At 67.5% G+C, this 16,179-nt stretch carries 19 protein-coding genes; 9 read left to right on the top strand and 10 right to left on the bottom strand.

Annotated elements, in window-relative coordinates:
- The first annotated feature begins 14 nt into the window (after positions 1 to 14).
- The 3 genes from BDI24065_RS08795 (at position 15) to BDI24065_RS08785 (ending at position 2,393) form a co-directional block, all read left to right on the top strand.
- On the top strand, positions 15 to 740 hold the full coding sequence (locus BDI24065_RS08795; protein ID WP_175031071.1) for an amino acid ABC transporter ATP-binding protein: 726 nt from the start codon (positions 15 to 17) through the stop codon (positions 738 to 740).
- A gap of 50 nt (positions 741 to 790) precedes the next feature.
- Positions 791 to 1,972 (top strand): cystathionine beta-lyase, encoded by a 1,182-nt coding sequence (gene metC / locus BDI24065_RS08790; RefSeq protein WP_175030899.1) that lies wholly within the window; start codon positions 791 to 793, stop codon positions 1,970 to 1,972.
- Positions 1,973 to 2,048: 76 nt separating this feature from the next.
- Complete coding sequence (locus BDI24065_RS08785; protein WP_175030898.1) at positions 2,049 to 2,393, top strand: DUF3088 domain-containing protein; 345 nt, start codon at positions 2,049 to 2,051, stop codon at positions 2,391 to 2,393.
- An 83-nt stretch (positions 2,394 to 2,476) separates the two neighbouring features.
- On the opposite strand, the gene BDI24065_RS08780 is transcribed toward BDI24065_RS08785, so the two are convergent.
- Positions 2,477 to 3,178, bottom strand: a complete 702-nt coding sequence (locus tag BDI24065_RS08780; protein WP_175030897.1) for a helix-turn-helix transcriptional regulator — start codon at positions 3,176 to 3,178, stop codon at positions 2,477 to 2,479.
- A 77-nt stretch (positions 3,179 to 3,255) separates the two neighbouring features.
- Between BDI24065_RS08780 and BDI24065_RS08775 the strand changes: the two genes are divergently transcribed.
- The gene (locus BDI24065_RS08775; protein ID WP_175030896.1) at positions 3,256 to 3,624 is read left to right on the top strand and encodes a VOC family protein; all 369 of its coding nucleotides are present in this window, start codon (positions 3,256 to 3,258) and stop codon (positions 3,622 to 3,624) included.
- A 57-nt stretch (positions 3,625 to 3,681) separates the two neighbouring features.
- Here the strand turns inward: BDI24065_RS08775 and BDI24065_RS08770 are convergent, their stop codons facing one another.
- The gene (locus BDI24065_RS08770) at positions 3,682 to 4,569 is read right to left on the bottom strand and encodes a DMT family transporter (RefSeq protein ID WP_175030895.1); all 888 of its coding nucleotides are present in this window, start codon (positions 4,567 to 4,569) and stop codon (positions 3,682 to 3,684) included.
- A gap of 126 nt (positions 4,570 to 4,695) precedes the next feature.
- Here BDI24065_RS08770 and BDI24065_RS08765 point away from each other — a divergent pair, with 126 nt between their 5' ends.
- The gene (locus BDI24065_RS08765) at positions 4,696 to 6,153 is read left to right on the top strand and encodes a PLP-dependent aminotransferase family protein (protein WP_175030894.1); all 1,458 of its coding nucleotides are present in this window, start codon (positions 4,696 to 4,698) and stop codon (positions 6,151 to 6,153) included.
- Between the two features lie 15 nt (positions 6,154 to 6,168).
- Here BDI24065_RS08765 and BDI24065_RS08760 read toward each other — a convergent pair whose 3' ends face one another.
- Positions 6,169 to 7,077 carry a LysR family transcriptional regulator gene (locus tag BDI24065_RS08760; RefSeq protein ID WP_175030893.1) on the bottom strand — a complete coding sequence of 303 codons (909 nt, stop codon included), beginning with the start codon at positions 7,075 to 7,077 and terminating at the stop codon, positions 6,169 to 6,171.
- Between the two features lie 180 nt (positions 7,078 to 7,257).
- On the opposite strand from BDI24065_RS08760, the gene BDI24065_RS08755 reads away from it, so the two are divergent.
- Positions 7,258 to 8,124: an NmrA family NAD(P)-binding protein gene (locus BDI24065_RS08755; RefSeq protein WP_175030892.1), complete on the top strand. Its 867-nt coding sequence runs from the start codon at positions 7,258 to 7,260 to the stop codon at positions 8,122 to 8,124.
- 36 nt (positions 8,125 to 8,160) lie between these two features.
- Here BDI24065_RS08755 and BDI24065_RS08750 read toward each other — a convergent pair whose 3' ends face one another.
- Positions 8,161 to 9,594 (bottom strand): nicotinate phosphoribosyltransferase, encoded by a 1,434-nt coding sequence (locus BDI24065_RS08750; RefSeq protein ID WP_175030891.1) that lies wholly within the window; start codon positions 9,592 to 9,594, stop codon positions 8,161 to 8,163.
- A 73-nt stretch (positions 9,595 to 9,667) separates the two neighbouring features.
- Complete coding sequence (locus tag BDI24065_RS08745) at positions 9,668 to 10,708, bottom strand: bifunctional nicotinamide-nucleotide adenylyltransferase/Nudix hydroxylase (RefSeq protein ID WP_175030890.1); 1,041 nt, start codon at positions 10,706 to 10,708, stop codon at positions 9,668 to 9,670.
- Positions 10,709 to 10,889: 181 nt separating this feature from the next.
- Between BDI24065_RS08745 and BDI24065_RS08740 the strand changes: the two genes are divergently transcribed.
- The 3 genes from BDI24065_RS08740 to BDI24065_RS08730 all read left to right on the top strand — a co-directional run bounded on the left by BDI24065_RS08740 (position 10,890) and on the right by BDI24065_RS08730 (position 13,353).
- Complete coding sequence (locus tag BDI24065_RS08740; protein WP_175030889.1) at positions 10,890 to 11,342, top strand: type II toxin-antitoxin system RatA family toxin; 453 nt, start codon at positions 10,890 to 10,892, stop codon at positions 11,340 to 11,342.
- A 213-nt stretch (positions 11,343 to 11,555) separates the two neighbouring features.
- Positions 11,556 to 12,443 (top strand): DUF4261 domain-containing protein, encoded by an 888-nt coding sequence (locus BDI24065_RS08735; protein ID WP_175030888.1) that lies wholly within the window; start codon positions 11,556 to 11,558, stop codon positions 12,441 to 12,443.
- A gap of 121 nt (positions 12,444 to 12,564) precedes the next feature.
- The gene (locus BDI24065_RS08730) at positions 12,565 to 13,353 is read left to right on the top strand and encodes a lysozyme inhibitor LprI family protein (protein WP_175030887.1); all 789 of its coding nucleotides are present in this window, start codon (positions 12,565 to 12,567) and stop codon (positions 13,351 to 13,353) included.
- A 168-nt stretch (positions 13,354 to 13,521) separates the two neighbouring features.
- On the opposite strand, the gene BDI24065_RS08725 is transcribed toward BDI24065_RS08730, so the two are convergent.
- From BDI24065_RS08725 to BDI24065_RS08705, 5 genes are all read right to left on the bottom strand, one after another.
- Positions 13,522 to 13,941, bottom strand: coding sequence for a hypothetical protein (locus BDI24065_RS08725; protein WP_254609710.1), 420 nt, complete (start codon positions 13,939 to 13,941; stop codon positions 13,522 to 13,524).
- Positions 13,938 to 14,321 carry an adenosylmethionine decarboxylase gene (speD, locus tag BDI24065_RS08720; RefSeq protein WP_175030886.1) on the bottom strand — a complete coding sequence of 128 codons (384 nt, stop codon included), beginning with the start codon at positions 14,319 to 14,321 and terminating at the stop codon, positions 13,938 to 13,940. Before speD ends, BDI24065_RS08725 begins: the two co-directional genes overlap by 4 nt.
- On the bottom strand, positions 14,318 to 14,467 hold the full coding sequence (locus BDI24065_RS08715; protein WP_155291822.1) for a hypothetical protein: 150 nt from the start codon (positions 14,465 to 14,467) through the stop codon (positions 14,318 to 14,320). The genes speD and BDI24065_RS08715 overlap by 4 nt, the downstream gene beginning before the upstream one ends.
- A complete protein-coding gene (locus BDI24065_RS08710; RefSeq protein ID WP_175030885.1) occupies positions 14,464 to 15,981 on the bottom strand; it encodes a DUF4178 domain-containing protein in 1,518 nt (505 codons plus the stop codon). Before BDI24065_RS08710 ends, BDI24065_RS08715 begins: the two co-directional genes overlap by 4 nt.
- Positions 15,982 to 15,990: 9 nt before the next feature.
- Positions 15,991 to 16,179, bottom strand: a 189-nt coding sequence (locus tag BDI24065_RS08705; RefSeq protein WP_175030884.1) for an SHOCT domain-containing protein, incomplete at its 5' end; no start/stop codon positions are given.

Below are 16,179 nucleotides of genomic sequence, written 5' to 3'. Positions count from 1 at the left end.
TCGACGGACAGAACATGATTACGCTCGACAACGTATCGAAATGGTATGGCAAGCACCAGGTGCTCTCGGCATGCAGCGCGGCAGTCTCGAAGGGCGAGGTGGTCGTCGTGTGCGGGCCGTCCGGCTCCGGAAAATCGACGCTGATCAAGACGATCAACGGTCTCGAACCGTTCCAGAAAGGCAGCATCACCGTCGACGGCACGCGGCTCGGCGATCCCACGGCAAAGCTGGCGCAATTGCGTGCCCGCGTCGGCATGGTGTTCCAGCATTTCGAGCTGTTTCCGCACCTGCCGATCACCGACAACCTGACGCTTGCGCAGATCAAGGTACTCGGCCGCCGCAAGGACGAGGCCGTCGAGAACGCCATGAAGCTGCTCGACCGCGTCGGCCTGAAGGCGCACGCGCACAAGTATCCGGGGCAGTTGTCCGGCGGGCAGCAGCAGCGCGTCGCGATCGCACGCGCATTGTCGATGAACCCGGTCGCGATGCTGTTCGACGAGCCGACCTCCGCGCTCGATCCCGAGATGATCAACGAAGTGCTCGACGTGATGGTCGAGCTCGCGCGCGACGGCATGACGATGGTATGCGTGACGCATGAAATGGGTTTTGCGCGGAAGGTCGCGCATCGCGTGATCTTCATGGACCAGGGCGCGGTGGTCGAGGACGCGGCCAGCGACCGGTTCTTCGCAGCGCCGCATTCCGAACGCGCCCGCGACTTCCTCGACAAGATCCTGCATTGACCGCACCACGGCTGCGCCACTTCGATTGATCGACACTCAAAGGAGGCATCTTGAACCACCTGCATTCGACCGACACCGTTCTCGCCCATGAAGGCCGCTCGCACGGCCAGCCCGGTTCGCCGGTCAACCCGCCTGTCTATCGCCAGTCGACGCTGCTCTTTCACGGCACCGATGCACTCGACGCCGTACGCGGCACGCCGCTCGCGTACGGACGCCATGGCAGCCCGACCACGCGCGCGCTCGAGAAAGCGCTCGCGCGGCTCGAAGGCGCGCACGCCGCATTGCTGACGCCAAGCGGCCTGAGTGCGATCACGACCGCACTGCTCGCGGTGCTGAATCCGGGCGACCATCTGCTGATGGCCGACTCGACGTACGACCCGACCCGTTCCTTCTGCGACGAAACGCTGGCGCGCCTCGGCATCGCGACGACTTACTACGATCCGACGATCGGCGCGGATATCGCGTCGCTGATGCAGCCGAACACGCGCGCGGTATTCGCCGAATCGCCGGGCTCGCTGACCTTCGAAGTGCAGGATATTCCGGCCATCAGCCGCGTCGCGCACCGGCACGGCGCGGTCGTGCTGCTCGACAACACATGGGGCACGCCACTGAATTTCCGCTCGTTTTCGCATGGCGTCGACGTGTCGATTCACGCCGCGACCAAATACATCGCCGGGCACTCGGACGTGCTGATGGGGGCGATTCTGACGACCGAGGCGCTCGCGCCGAAAGTCACGCGCTTCTACCGGCAACTCGGCATGACGGTCAGCGGCGACGACGCGTATCTCGCACTGCGCGGCCTGCGTACGCTGTCGGTCCGGCTCGAGCGGCATCAGCGCAACGCGCACGTGCTGACCGACTGGCTGTCGCAGCAGCCGGAAGTCGCGCGGATCCTGTATCCGGCACGCCCCGGAGACGCCGGCCATGCGCTGTGGCAGCGCGATTTCACGGGCGCGTGCGGCCTGTTCGGTGTGGTGCTGCATCCGCAAGCCGACGAAGCCGTGCGCGCCCTGCTCGACGGCATGACGTGCTTCGGCATGGGGTATAGCTGGGGCGGCTTCGAAAGCCTGATCATTCCGTCCAACCCGGCGCGCCACCGCACCGCCACCCAGTGGAGCGGGACCGGCCCGCTGCTGAGGATTCATGCGGGGCTCGAGCATCCCGACGACATGATCGCCGACCTCGCCGCCGGCTTCGCGAGAATGCGCGCCGCTGCGCTCGCGGAAGCGTGACATCCGGCGACCTCACGCATGCCACTCCACATCACGTTTTCTTCGACGTTTTTCCCTCTGTCATAGCGAGACCATCATGAAAGACACGCTGTTCATTCTCCGCCCGGGCTTCTTCAAGGACTCCGAAGGTCCTTTCTACTGCGGCGATTCGGTTTCCGTCGAAGGGCTGCTGAGCTTCTATCCGCAGTTGCGCGACGCCGTCGATGTCGAATATATCGATGCGCCGCGTCCGCGCCAGCCGATCGTCACCCTGCTGGGTGCGGACAACCAGTCGGCACCCGTGCTCGTGCTCGGCGACGGTCGGGCACCGGATGACGACACCCTTGCAATTCGGGAGCACGACGGCAGACGCTTCATCGATTCGCCTGCCGATATCCGGCGGTACCTGTCGGCGCAATACGGCGTGGCGCACGTCGCATAAGCGCACCGGCGCGTGCAGTCGAGCGGCCGCACGGAACGGGGCGCGCGATGCGCGGCCCGTTCTCCGCCCTGTCGCCGTTGCCCTTACCTCACCGTCACGCGCACGTCCGCGCCTGCCGCGCGCCACGCCTTCAGCAACGCCGCGCGCCGCCGCGGATAGCGCACGTCCAGCGGTTCGAGCGCGACGATGCGATCCGTCCGGAAATGCCGGAAATCGTTCCGGCCTTCGCACCACGCCGCCACGATCCGCACGTCATTGAAATAGCCCAGCGCGAACGGCCACACGATCCGTTCGTCGGTCGTCTTCCGGCCCTCGCCCGCGTAGCGGATCCCGAGCTTGCTTTCGGTCCGGATCGCCGCGCGCACGACACCCATGTCGATGGTTTCCCGATCCACGATCGTGCGCGGGCCGACGAGCAGTGTCGTGCATTCCATCTCGCTGCGCAGCTCGGCCGGCAGCACCGCGGAAATCTTCGCGAGTGCATCGGACGCCGCCGTCGTGAGCTGTGCGTCCGCGAACTTCCCGACCCAGCGAAAGCCGAGCATCAGCGCTTCCAGTTCCGTCTGCGAAAACATCAGCGGCGGCAGCATGAATCCGGCGCGCAGCACATAGCCGATACCGGGCTCGCCTTCGATGTCGGCGCCCTGTGCCTGCAACGACGCGATATCGCGATAGACCGTTCGGAGGCTGACGCCCAGTTCCCCGGCCAGCACGCGGCCGCTCACCGGGCGGCGGTGGCGCCGCAGCACCTGCAACAGCGAGAGCAATCGTTCGGCACGCGTCATCGTTCCATGCTGCCACTTTCTGACAGCATCTCTTCATAGAATGGGACGCATCTTAATCGATACCAGGATGGCTCCGCATGACTTCTCCGAATCTCGTTCTTCTGTATGTCGAGGACCCAGCGCGCAGCGCGCAGTTCTACGAGCGCCTGTTCGGGCGTCCGCCCGTCGCCGCGTTTCCCACCTATGCGGCATTCACGTTCGACAACGGGCTGCATCTGGGCCTGTGGTCGACCAGCGCGCGCGATTTCGTGTCGGGCGGCGCCGGCCACCGCTCGGAGCTGGCGTTCATGGTCGACGACGACCGCGAAGTCCGGCGCCTGTACGACGCGTGGAAGGCGCTCGGCGTGCCGTTCGAGCAAGGGCCAATGACCGCGGTATTCGGCCTGACGTTCGTCGCGCTCGACCCGGACGGCCACCGCTTGCGCGTGTGCACGCCGGACGACTGACTGCGAGCGGGCCAACCTTCGACGGGGCGCGACCGCGGCCCGTCGAACGCGTGTGCGTCAGCTCGCACGCTGCACGGGCACTATTTTCGAGAAGTATTTCGCGCCCGCCACGCAGCCGACCACGACGACCGTCACCACGACCATCGACGGCGGCACCGTCTCGTGCAGCAAGCCGGCCGCCAGCAGCAAACCGAAGAACGGCTGCAGCAGCTGCAACTGGCCGACACCCGCGATCCCGCCGAGCGCGAGCCCGCGATACCAGAACACGAAACCGATCAGCATGCTGAACAGCGACACGTACGCGAGCCCCCACAGCGCGGCGGCATCGACGCCGTCGAACGACACGGGCCAGGTGAGCCACGTGAGCGGCAGCATCAACGGCAGCGACAGCACGAGCGCCCACGAGATCACCTGCCAGCCGCCGAGCTCGCGCGACAGGCGTGCGCCTTCCGCGTAACCGAGCCCGCATGCGACGATCGCGGCGAGCATCAGCGCATCGCCGACCACCGACGCCTGGCCGCCGTTGCGCAGCGCAAACGCGGCCACCGCGCCGCTGCCGATGATCGAGAAGATCCAGAACGGCAGCCGCGGCCGTTCGCCGCCTCGCCATACGCCGAACAGCGCGGTCGCGAGCGGCAGCAACCCGACGAACACGATCGCGTGCGCGGAGGTCACGTGCTTCAGCGCGAGTGCCGTCAGCAAAGGAAAGCCGATCACGACCCCAAGCGCGACGATGGCCAGCGACACGGTTTCGGCACGCGTCGGCCGCCGCTGCTTCAGCACGACGAGCAGCAACAGGCCGAGCGCGCCGGCGATCGTCGCGCGCGCAAAGGTGAGGAACAGCGGGTCGAGCCCCTGCACCGCGATACGCGTCGCGGGCAGCGAGCCACTGAAGATGATCACGCCCAGCAGGCCGCTGAGCCATCCGTCGGTCGTCTTTTGCACGGGAAATCCTGAACGGGGAAAGTGGATGACCGATGATCCGCCGCCCGCGAAAAGCGCGTAAGCTACAGCCCAATACAATTCGGACAAACTGTACTGGACAACTGGCCGTACAGTTCATTCTTCGTCATGAGCCAGGCCACCCCGCTTCCCGTTCCGCCCACCCCGTCGCGCACGCGCGTGGAAACCGTGATGGATACCTTGCGCGCACGAATCGCGAGCCGTGCACTGGTGCCCGGCGCGCGCGTGCCGTCGATCCGGATGATGGCCGACGCGCTCGGCGTGTCGAAATCGACCGTCGTCGATGCGTACGAGCGGCTCGCGAGCGAAGGTGTGCTCGTCGCGCGCCGCGGCTCGGGCTTCTATGTGTCCGGGCATGCGCCGCCGCTCGCGCTCGCCGATCTCGGCCCGCAGCTCGATCGCGGGCTCGATCCGCTGTGGCTGTCGCGCCAGTCGCTCGAGGCCGCGCCGACGTCCGTGAAGCCCGGCTGCGGATGGCTGCCGCCGTCGTGGCTGCCGGACGAGAGCCTGCGCCGCGCGCTGCGCGCCGCGTCGCGCGACGAATCCGATGCGCTGACCGACTACGCAACGCCGCTCGGGCTGCCCGCGATGCGCCAGCAGCTCGCCTGGCGGCTCGCGCAGCACGGCGTCCAGGCCGAACCCACGCAGATCATGCTGACCGACGGCGGCTCGCATGCACTCGATCTCGTGTGCCGCCTGCTGCTGGAGCCGGGCGACACGGTCGTGCTCGACGATCCGTGCTACTTCAACTTCCAGGCGCTGCTGCGCGCGCACCGTGCGCGGATCGTCAGCGTCCCGTACACGCCGAACGGCCCCGATCTCGCGCGCTTCGAGCAGGTGCTCACCGAGCACCGGCCGCGCCTGTACATCACCAACTCGGCACTGCACAACCCGACCGGCGCAACGCTCGCGGCGCCTGTTGCGCACCGGCTGCTGACGCTCGCGGCCGAGCATGGCCTGCTGATCGTCGAGGACGACATCTTCGCGGATTTCGAGAGCACGCCCGCGCCGCGCCTCGCGGCCTTCGACGGGCTGTCGCGGGTCGTGTCGATCGGCAGCTTCTCGAAGACGCTGTCGGCCGCGATCCGCTGCGGCTATGTCGCCGCGCGCCCGGAATGGATCGAGGCGCTCGTCGACCTGAAGCTCGCGACGTCGTTCGGCCATGCGCAGATCGGCGCGAACGTCGTCCACCGGCTGCTCGTCGACGGCACGTACCGGCGCCACGTCGACAGCCTGCGCGCGCGCCTCGCGGACGCGATGGGCGAAACGCTCCGGCGCGTCACGCGCGCCGGACTGCGGATCTGGACGGAGCCGCGCGGCGGCCTGTTCGTGTGGGCGGAGTTGCCCGACGGGCTCGACGCCGCGCGCGTCGCGCGCCATGCGCTGGACCAGGATGTGGTGCTCGCGCCCGGCAACGTGTTCAGCGCGTCACACGGGGCGACGTCGTACCTGCGCTTCAATGTGTCGCGCTGCAAGGGGCCGGCGGTGTTCGATGCGCTCGCGCGGGCGATGGAGGCGGCGCGGGCGGCGGACACGACCGCGCACGTGCTCGCCCGCGAATCGTGACGTCAGGCGAGCGCACTAGCTGCCGGCCGCCACGATCTCCGCGACGAAATCGACGAACGCCCGCACCTTCGCGGGCGGCAGGTGGCGCGACGGATAGTACGCGAACAGCGGGAACGCCTCGCCGCGCCAATCCGCGAGCAGCTCGACGAGCCGCCCCTGCTCGATCAGCCCCGCGACCCCGCTCGCCTTGAAGCGTGCAATCCCGACGCCGGCCAGGCATGCGCCGAGCATCGTGCCGGCGTCGTTGACGAGCAGCCTGCCCGTCGTCTTCACCGGCACGCGCTTGCGGCCGAGCTGATACACCCATTCAAGCGGCTGGCCGGTCAGCGTGTTGCGCATCTGGATGCACGCGTGGCCGACGAGGTCGGCAGGCGCTTCGGGACGCCCGTGTCGTTTCAAGTACGCGGGCGCGGCAACCGTCACCGCCCGTGTCTCCAGCAGCTTGCGCGCCACCAGCGACGACGATGGCGGCTCGCCGAACCGTACCGCGACGTCGAATCCTTCCGCGACCAGATCGCCGAGTTGCTCGCACGCCGCCAGTTCGAGCGACAGATCGGGATGACGCGCCAGGAACGCGGGGAGATGCGGCGCCAGCACCCGCCGTGAAAAATACGCGTCGACATTCACGCGCAGCCTGCCGCGCACGGCCGCGGCCGAACCGGCGGCCAGCGTGACCGCGTCGCCGATGCCGGCGAGCAGCGGGCCGATGTCCTCGTACAGGCGACGCCCTTCGTCCGTCAGCGTGACCGACCGCGTCGTGCGATCGAGCAGCCGCACACCGACGCGCGCCTCCAGCCGGCCCACGGCCCGGCTGACACCGGACGGCGACAGGCCGAGCGCGTCGGCCGCGCGCGCGAAGCTGCCGCTTTCGACGATCGCGGCCAGCACGCCCACGTTCGCCAGGATCCGCCCGTCGATGCTCATGATTTCACTCATGACAAAAGATCACCAATCAAATGACATGGATTCGATTCCATCAGGAATCACTGGTCCCTATCATGCAACCCGATGCATCGCGACGGCAAGCCCGGTCGTGACACGCCGATCCGGCACCCGATCGTTCCGGCAGGCGTTTTCTCCACTTCTCGATGAGGATTTCGAACCATGTACGCCATTACCGGCATCACCGGACAGGTCGGCGGCGCGCTCGCCCGGACGTTGCTCGCCGCCGGTCGGCCCGTACGGGCCGTCGCGCGCGACGCCAATCGCGCCGCGCCGTGGGCCGCGCGCGGCTGCGACGTCGCACTCGCCGACATGACCGACACCGCCGCGCTGACGACGGCCTTCGCGAACACGGCCGGCGTATTCGTGCTGCTGCCGCCGTGCTTCGATCCGTCGCCCGGATTCCCCGAGACGCGCGCGGTGATCGACGCCGTCGGCGCGGCGTTGCGCGCCGCGCGGCCGCGCAAGGTCGTCTGCCTGTCGACGATCGGCGCGCAGGCGACGCAGGTGAACCTGTTGACGCAATTGACGATGATCGAGCAGGCGTTCGGCGACCTGCCGATGCCCGTCGCGTTCCTGCGTCCCGCGTGGTTCCTCGAAAACGCCGCATGGGACGTCGCGACCGCGCGCGACGCCGGCGTGATCCACAGCTTTCTCCAGCCGCTCGACCGGCCGGTGCCGATGGTCGCCACCGAAGACGTCGGCCGCACGGCGGCGGCCCTGCTGCAGGATGAATGGTCCGGCGCACGCATCGTCGAACTCGAAGGACCACGGCGCGTCAGCCCGAACGACCTCGCCGCCGCGTTCGCCCGCGTGCTCGGGCGCCCCGTGCAAGCCGAGGCCGTCCCGCGTGACACGTGGGCCGGCCTGTTCGATGCGCAGCGGATGCGCTACCCCGAACCGCGCATGCGAATGCTCGACGGCTTCAATGAAGGCTGGATCGACTTCGCGTCGGCACCCGCGGAGGTCCTGAAGGGGAACATCGACGCAGACGCCGTGCTGCGCACACTCGTCACGCGCGCCGCCTGAGCGGGAACGAGGCGGCGGGATGCCCCGCCGCCTGCTTCACACCTCCCCCGCGTGCGCCCTCGCCCGCACTTCCGCAAACGACGTATCGACGAGCAAGCGCCCCGTATCGAACACCGTTTCCAGCGCGTCCTCCCACTCGCCTTCCAGCATCCGGTCGTCCCACGCGGCGGGCAGCGTCGTCGTCCGATACTCACCGGTGCGGAAACTGCGCAGCAGCGTGAGCCGGCCCTTCTTCGAGCGCTTGCCCTGATCGGTGACCGGATCCTTGCAGACGTCGTGCCACACGCCGCCGCGCCGGATCGCCGAGCACTTCATCGCGAAGCGCTGCGTATCGCGGTTCACCTGCTGCAGCAGCCCGCCGCCCATGCCGAACACGACGTTGCCTGCCGCATAGCCCGAGTCGTCGAGCGCGGACAGAATCGCTTCGATCGACAGCTCGTCGACGCCGTCCCCCTGGATCACACGCACGCGATTCAGCACGCGCCGCCCCTTGCCGTTCAAGGTCGAGCCGAACGATGCGTCGAGCGCGCGCACCGTCTGCAGCACGATCGTGACAGGGTCGCCCGAATCGGGCCGCACGACCAGCGTCGCGCCCGAATCGAGCACGGCCTGCCGAAGCTCGCCGCCCCACAGATCGAGCGCGGCAAACAGATCGTAGGAGTCCGACACGACCGACACGATCGCACCGGGCAGCCCGAAGCGGCGAATCATGTTCCGGTACGCATCGGCTTCATGTTCGCGCCCCCACGACGTGATCGTGCTGTGTTCGGCCGCCGGCACCGAGTACGCGGCCATCGGCTCGCGATAGAAGCGGTTCGCGGCCAGCACACCGAGCACCGTGTCCGAACCCATGAAGTTCACGAGGTGCGCCGCGCCGCCGATCGCGGCCGACTCCGCGCTCGACACGCCGCGTGCGCCGAAGTCGTGCAGCTTGAACGGCAGTTGCGCGAGATCGTCGTCGGTCTTTTCGAGGAAGCGGCGGATCGTCTGCCGCAGGTGCCAGCTACGTGTCGCGACCGTCACCGGATACCACACACGCAGCAGCATCGTCTCGAGATACGACGCGAGCCAGAACACCTGCGGGTCGTCGCATTCGACCGTCATCAGCACGTTGTGCACCGGCACGACCGAACCTTCGGGCACCGCGCGGATCTTTACCGGCAGGTAGCCGTCGTAGCGTTCGACGATGTATCGCCAGCCGGCCTCGTTGAACGGCTCGCCGTGCACCGTGAAGAAATCGCGCGCCTCGTCGATCATCGCGTGCGTGATCGGCTTGCACAGATATTCCTTCAGCAGCATCTGCAGCCCGAAGAACACCGTGCGGTCGTAGCGGCCGCCGCGCGATTCGACGTACGAAAACATCGCCGACGCGTCGGGCGGATATTGCAGGAAGTGGGAAGCCTTGTACGAATCCGTGTTGAGGATCGGATTGGCGAGAACCGCGGCAAAGCCGCCGAGATCGTTTTGCATGGCTAGAGCTCCTCTAGGCCGTTGAAGTGCCGCCGCGTCTGTCGCGGCGGACGAAATGCGGGGAATCAGCGAATCACAGCTTCCCCAGGAAGTGATACGCGATGTCGAAGTGATCCTCGAACATCACGCTGCGCATCTGCGCGAATTCGTTGAGCGGCACCCAGCGCGCCTTGTCGGCATCGTCGCTACCCTTCACGCGTGGCAGCTCGCCGGTCGGGAAATTGAACAGGCACGCATGCGTGATCGTGCGGCCGCGCAGCGAGCGCGTCGGGTGATCGAACACCTGGCGATCCTTGATCGAGCCGCGCAGCACGGGCTCGGGCAGCTTCAGGCCGGTCTCCTCGCGCAGTTCGCGGATACAGGCTGCGTCGAGCCGTTCGTCCTGCTCCACGAACCCGCCCGGCAACGCCCACAGGCCGCGGCCCGGTTCGCTGCGGCGACGCACGAGCAGGATATGGCCCGAGTGCACGACCACCGCGTCGACCGTCACGAACGTGACGGGATACGGGGCGGCCGCCCATGCCTTGCGATACCCGGCGATGAATTCGGCTTCCGACTTCAGCTGCGCGAATTCCGGCTGCGTGCGGAAACGCTCGAGCCAGCCGAACACGGGTTCCGGCACGGCCCACTGGACGAAGCTGTTGGGGCGTTCGGCGAAATACTGGTCGCGGATCTCGGTGGCGGAAATGTCTTCCGTCGCGTCGACATCGACGAGCTCCCATTGCGGGAACATCCGCAGGTAATACGAGGTGGCGTCCTTCTCGTGGCCGATCAGCCCGACCTTGCGCTGCGCGACGTCGCCGAGTGCGGACGCGACGGCGTCCTGCACCCAGCGCACCCAGTCGCCGTCGTTGTAGGTCGAATCCTGCAACGGCGCGATCGTGACGCGGTCGCGCTCGGACGCGTCGAGCAGCGAAGCCAGCATCTGGCAGCGCTCGCCGAACGAGAACGGATCCTTGATGGTGCGGGGCTTGTCGGTCGATCCGATCAGCACGCACACGCGCTCGGCCCGGCTCAGTGCCGACTTCAGCACATTCAGGTGACCACGATGCGGAGGCTGGAAACGACCAATGAAAACGAGCGCGTCGAAGCGCCGGTTCTGTTGCGTACTCATGAGGCTCCCTCAAGAGATTGAAACGCTTCGGGTCTTTCCCGAAGGGTTGGAGTGAATCCTAGGGGAAATCCCGAAGTGCGTCAATCGAGCCCATCCTCGACTTGACGAAGTCTGAAGAAATGCGCGGCATTGGCGGGTTACACTCGATTTCATCCCAATCCGCGCCATTGCGCCCGCCATCATGAGGATCTCAGTCAGCCGGACCGTCGGCGTCGATCGCAGACGCCTCTTCACGTGGTCGCAGGATTACGCGCGGCGGCTCGTGTGGGACAGCTTCCTCACCGACGCCTACCTGCTCGACGGCATGACGGCCGACGTTGGCGTCGATGCGTTCTGCCGCAGCCAGTCGGGCGCAACGATGGTGTCGCGCTACATCTCGTACCGTCCGCCGCAGGTTGCGGCAGTCGAAATGGTCGACGGGCCGAAAGTGCTCGAGCGCTTCAGCGGCAGCTGGAACTTCACCGAGCACACGCCCGGCACGACCGAGGTGAAATTCACGTACCACTTCCGCGCCCAGCCGGCCTGGCTGCGCTGGCTGCTCGAACCGCTGATCGGTGCGTTCTATCTCGTGCAGACGCGCCGGCGTCTCGATTCGTTCAAGCGCTGGGCCGAAGCCGAAGCACTGCCGCGCTGACCGGCGGCCACGGGCCGCACGGCCCGGCGTGTCTGCGCCACCGCCTCCCGCAAGTGTTCGAACGCGCCACCGCAACGCCATCGGGCATTCCGCGCGCAATTGCCAGATTCGCCGAACCCGGGGAAACTACCGGCGGCCGCCATTCCGACGGCACACCCCGACCGAGAGAACGGGGCACTCTCCCTGAAACGGCTTCGACACGAACACAATCCGATGAGCCTGATATCCCGATTCTTTGGCCGCAAGGAAGAACCCGAAAACCCCGTCGCGCTGGTCGCGGCATCCGACATCGAGAATCCGCTGAGCGTGACCGTCGTCTTCGACGGCCCGCTGCAGGTCGATATCGCCGCGCTGGCGGCCGCGCTGCGTGCGTATCACCCGAGCATGCAGCAGGCGCGCGTCGAAACCGAGCCGACGCTGGAGCACGTATTCGGGCTCGCCGGCTGGGGCAACCACGTCGTCCAGTTGGTCGGCTTCGACGCGCCCTATCCGTCCGAAGCACTGGAAGCGTGTGTCGCGCCCGCCCACTACGGGCAGGACCTGAAGCAGCAGGTGCGCGCGAGCCGCAGCCACGTGATCCTCTACTACGCCGGACACGAAGCGAATCCGCTCGACCAGTATGTCGCGCTCGCGGCCGTCGCCGGCGCGCTGGCCGAACAGAACGGCCTCGCGGTGCTGAACGAGTACGCGCACACGTCGCTGCCGGCCGGCGTCTTCAATGCGAAGGAACTCGGCGAGGAAAGCCTCGAAGTGCTGCGGGATATCCCGCTGAACCTGTTCTTCTGCGGCTTCGTGAAATACGAAGTCGAAGGCACCAACGGCGTGTGGATGCGCACCTATGGCGCCGACGTGTTCGGCCTGCCCGACTTCGCGGCGCTCGCGGAAGGTCATCACGAAGGCGAACGCTACTCGGGCATCTTCAACGACGTGATGCACTATCTGCTGGAAAGCGGCGCGCGGATGCATGCGGGCGAAACGATGCAGATCGGCGCGGAAACGTTCATGAAGCTGCGCGAGCCGCTCGAGCACGAGTATTACCTGCAGGGGCCGGCGCAGGTGCTGGTGGCCGAGCTGATCTCGGCGGATCAGATCAATCGCTGATTTCACCCCGTCGCATCCTGCAGCACGGCGCACGGGTTCGAGGTCTCACGAACCGCGTGCGCCGCTGCGTCACCTGACGGCGGCGTGACCGCCGCCACTCGAACCCGATGAGGAGCCATCCGTGTTCGGCATCCGCCTTGATCTCACGCTGGCCGCCATCGGCCTCTCGTTGTCGGCCCATGCCGGCGGCATCGACTGCACGCGCGCGAAGACGCGCACCGATCGCCTGATTTGCAGCGACAAGGCGCTCGTGTCCGCCGACAGCGCGTTGTCGAACGCCTATTACGATGCAGTCAGCATCGCCGCTGACCAGCAAGCGGTCATCCAGTCGCAACGCACCTGGCTCAAGCAGCGCGATACGTGCGGCGATGCAGCGTGCATCGCAACGGCCTACCGAGACCGTACCGCGGCGCTGAAGCAGGTGAAACACGCGGGCTGGAAAACCTATCGCGACCCGGCGCTCGGCGTCTCGTTCGAATACCTCGCGAACCGGCAGGTGAAGAAGCCCTGCCCCGAAGGCGGAGGCGATCGTTGTGTCGCGATCGTCGGCCGCAACATGACCTACAGCAGCAGTTTCATCTCGTTCGAGATCGTCGACGGCGCGCTGGAGCAGGTTGCGGAAAAGGAAGCGGGATTCGTGAAGCAGGACGACGGCAAGTGGGTGACGTCATACGGCCCCGGCATCCCGCAGGAAGTCGAGCGCTTCTCCGGCGCCGGCTGGCGCGGCATGCGCGCGACGATCACGTGCGGCATCAGCGATCCGGAAACCGGCTTCCACGCGGCCGGCGGCGAATGCTACTGGGCCGTGCTGAGCAACGGCAAGCGTTCGGCCGTCGCGGGTACGCAGGGCATCGTTGGCACCGACGACGCGACGTTGCACAGCGTGTCGTCGTTCCGGTTCGACCGTTAGCGGGAGCGGCGCGGCGTCCGACCGCGCCGGGCATGAATCGACGTGCGATGCGTCATCGCAACGAAGCCGCGCCAGCCTGCCGCCAACGTCGGCAACGGTAAGAGCACCCTTCCGGGCCCGACCCGCGACGGCCGCCGCACCCGCCGCGCCATGCGAACCGCATTCGCGCTAACGTGCGCCGTCCCGGCGCAACGGGAACGTCTCCGCGCCAGCATCGCGACGCAACGTGACCTCCGTACCGGTCAGCCATCCTGACGATTTCAGGATCGGGCGCGCCACCGCATACAACCTGTCGGCGCTGGCGCCATACAAGTACAGATAACCGTCGTTGCCGTCGCGATGCAGTTCGGTCTCGCCCAGTTCGCCGGCCCCTGCCTGCTTCACCGCGCGATCCAGCCGCTGCTCCAGCGCGTGAAGGCGTGCCTTGTCCTTCTCGTAGTAATCGAAGTGAACCATTACGACCGGCCCAGGCGGCTTCGGCGGCACATCGGCGGCGGTGGCGTTGCCGGCGAGCAGCACCCAGCCAAGCCACGCAGCGAATCGGATTCTGTTACGCATATCGATAAAAGAAGTGAATCGCCTGCTCACGTCGGCACACCGCCGCGCGCCACCTGCTGCCGGACCTGCGCCTGCGTGCCGAGCGCGGCGGCGATCGCATCGACCGCATCGGCCGCGCGCGCCGCGCCGCACATGAATGCGTCGACCGCCGCGAAGCGATGCTCGGGCCACGTGTGGATCGTGATGTGCGACTCGGCGAGCAGCACGACGCCCGTCACGCCATGCTCGCCGCCGAAATGATGGAAATGCGCGTCGATCACGCGTGCGCCCGCCCGCTGCGCCGCTTCGGTGAGGATCGACTCGAGCCGGGCGGCATCGCGCAGCAACGCCGCGTCGATACCGGCGAGGTCCGCCAGCACGTGCGAGCCGAGCATCGCGCGCGGTGGTGCGATCCCGTCGCGCGCGGTCATTTGTGCGACCCGTACGACGAGTAGCCGCTGCGGGCCGACGAACTGCCCCAGCCGCTGCCGCCCGACCCGCTGCCGCCGATCGATGCGCAGCTGAACAGCGTGACGACGATCAGCCCGTAGATGCCGTAGAGGATGTACCGGATCACGCGTTACCCCCGTCCGATGCAAAGCTCTTCCACAGCCACTCAGGCAGCCACAGCACCAGCAGGCCGACCAGCACGTAGACGGAGCGGCCGCTGAACGAGAACAGCGAACCCATGTTCAGGATCACGAGCAGCGCGCTGAACACGAGCGGCAGCGGCGCGAAACTGTGCGGGCCCTTCCGGCCGAACAGGCCCGTCGACGCGGTGGCGCCCGTTGCCGCCGCAGCCGCGGCCGTCGCGAGCGCCGGCGTGCCGAAGCGCTCGGCAAGTGTGCTGCCCGACAGCGGCCGCGCGCGCGACCAGACGATCTCCGCGTCGCTACGCTCGCGCGTCAGCTTGTCCTTCTGCCAGCCGTAGTCGATGATCGACGTGCGATCGCCGACCTGCACGCGCCAGTTGAACGCCCCGACCACGTAGACGACCTCCGACTCGTATTCCTCGCGCAGGCGGTAGGTCTTGTCGCCATCGGTCACGTCGGACTCGCTGCCGATCGTCGGCCATTGATCGAGCACCTGCACCCGCTCCCAGCGCCCTTCGCTCTGCACGAGCCACAGGAAACCGCGCTTCGGGTTCAGCAGCAGGTATTCGTCCCACGTCTCGTCGTCGCCCGGCACGCGGCAACGCATCATCCCGATCACCGTGTACTTCACGCCGTCGAACGTGCCGATCGCGCCGAGCTCCAGCGCGCCCTTCACCGCTTCGAGCTTGCGCTGCGCCGCGAACACGGTCTGCTGCTCGGCCGTGCACTGCACGCCCGCGTGGCAGCTGCCGCACACCACGTAGTCGGCCACGTTCGGCGCATACGACAGCGGCGCGCCGCAGCTCGGGCACGCGAACGGCACCATCTCCGCACCGCGCTTCTCGCGCGTATCGTTGTCGGTATCGCGCAGCCCGGTAAACGCGAGCGCATCGAATTCCAGCGCTTCGCCCGTATAGACGGCCGGGCTCCCGCCGTTCGAATCGGCGTCGGAGTAGTCGTAGGTCGCGAACGCGTTGCCGGTGCGCAGGTCGACGACGCGCGCCTCCCAGCCGGCATCGACGCGGAACGGCAGTTCGCCGTCACCGCCGGTGCAGCGCGCGGTGCGCACGTCCGACACGAGAAACGCGCGGCCGCCGTGGTCGATCCGCATGCCCGGTTCCAGCGTGCCGAACGCGGGCCACGCGCCGCCGGACGCATCGTCGGGCTCGCGCACCGTGACCGCATACTGGCCCGACGCATCCGACAGCCAGCCGAACGCGCCGTCGTCGAACACGACATACCACTCGCTCCACGCGCCGGCGTCGTAGGTCATCTGGATGCGCCCGAGCACCGTGAACGTGCGCTTGCCGTAGCGCCCGGCCGTGCCGATCTGGATCGGCGATGCATCGTCGAGCACCGTGGCCAGTTCGCCGATCCGTTCGACGTCGGTGCCGCGCTTGAGCAGCGTGCTGCGGCAGAACGCGCAGACGGCCATCACCGCCGCCGCCGAGCGAAACTCGACCGGCGCGCCGCACTGGGGGCACGAGGTACTGAACATGCGCGACGCTTACCGGGTGAGCTTCGCGAGGATCTCGGCCTTCGCGCGCGAATATTCGTCTTCGGTCACGAGGCCCTTGTCGAACAGCGCCTTCAGCTGTTCGAGCCGCTGCACGTAATCGGTGCCTTCCGCCGGCGCGGCAGGCTGCGCAGCGGCCGCAGGCGCCGCGGCGGGCGCAGGCGCGGGCGGTGCAGCCGG

The organism is Burkholderia lata (genome assembly GCF_902499025.1).
GTDB lineage: Bacteria > Pseudomonadota > Gammaproteobacteria > Burkholderiales > Burkholderiaceae > Burkholderia > Burkholderia lata_C.
Note: the sequence above shows the minus strand (reverse complement) of the source record. Positions and strands in the feature narration are given on the sequence as shown.

Coding starts and splice junctions, on each gene's coding strand:
- BDI24065_RS08795 (WP_175031071.1), top strand. CDS start 15: ATGATTACGCTCGACAACGTATCGAAATGGTATGGCAAGCACCAGGTG.
- BDI24065_RS08785 (WP_175030898.1), top strand. CDS start 2,049: ATGAAAGACACGCTGTTCATTCTCCGCCCGGGCTTCTTCAAGGACTCC.
- BDI24065_RS08780 (WP_175030897.1), bottom strand. CDS start 3,178: ATGACGCGTGCCGAACGATTGCTCTCGCTGTTGCAGGTGCTGCGGCGC.
- BDI24065_RS08775 (WP_175030896.1), top strand. CDS start 3,256: ATGACTTCTCCGAATCTCGTTCTTCTGTATGTCGAGGACCCAGCGCGC.
- BDI24065_RS08765 (WP_175030894.1), top strand. CDS start 4,696: ATGAGCCAGGCCACCCCGCTTCCCGTTCCGCCCACCCCGTCGCGCACG.
- BDI24065_RS08760 (WP_175030893.1), bottom strand. CDS start 7,077: ATGAGCATCGACGGGCGGATCCTGGCGAACGTGGGCGTGCTGGCCGCG.
- BDI24065_RS08755 (WP_175030892.1), top strand. CDS start 7,258: ATGTACGCCATTACCGGCATCACCGGACAGGTCGGCGGCGCGCTCGCC.
- BDI24065_RS08750 (WP_175030891.1), bottom strand. CDS start 9,594: ATGCAAAACGATCTCGGCGGCTTTGCCGCGGTTCTCGCCAATCCGATC.
- BDI24065_RS08745 (WP_175030890.1), bottom strand. CDS start 10,708: ATGAGTACGCAACAGAACCGGCGCTTCGACGCGCTCGTTTTCATTGGT.
- BDI24065_RS08740 (WP_175030889.1), top strand. CDS start 10,890: ATGAGGATCTCAGTCAGCCGGACCGTCGGCGTCGATCGCAGACGCCTC.
- BDI24065_RS08735 (WP_175030888.1), top strand. CDS start 11,556: ATGAGCCTGATATCCCGATTCTTTGGCCGCAAGGAAGAACCCGAAAAC.
- speD (WP_175030886.1), bottom strand. CDS start 14,321: ATGACCGCGCGCGACGGGATCGCACCACCGCGCGCGATGCTCGGCTCG.
- BDI24065_RS08710 (WP_175030885.1), bottom strand. CDS start 15,981: ATGTTCAGTACCTCGTGCCCCCAGTGCGGCGCGCCGGTCGAGTTTCGC.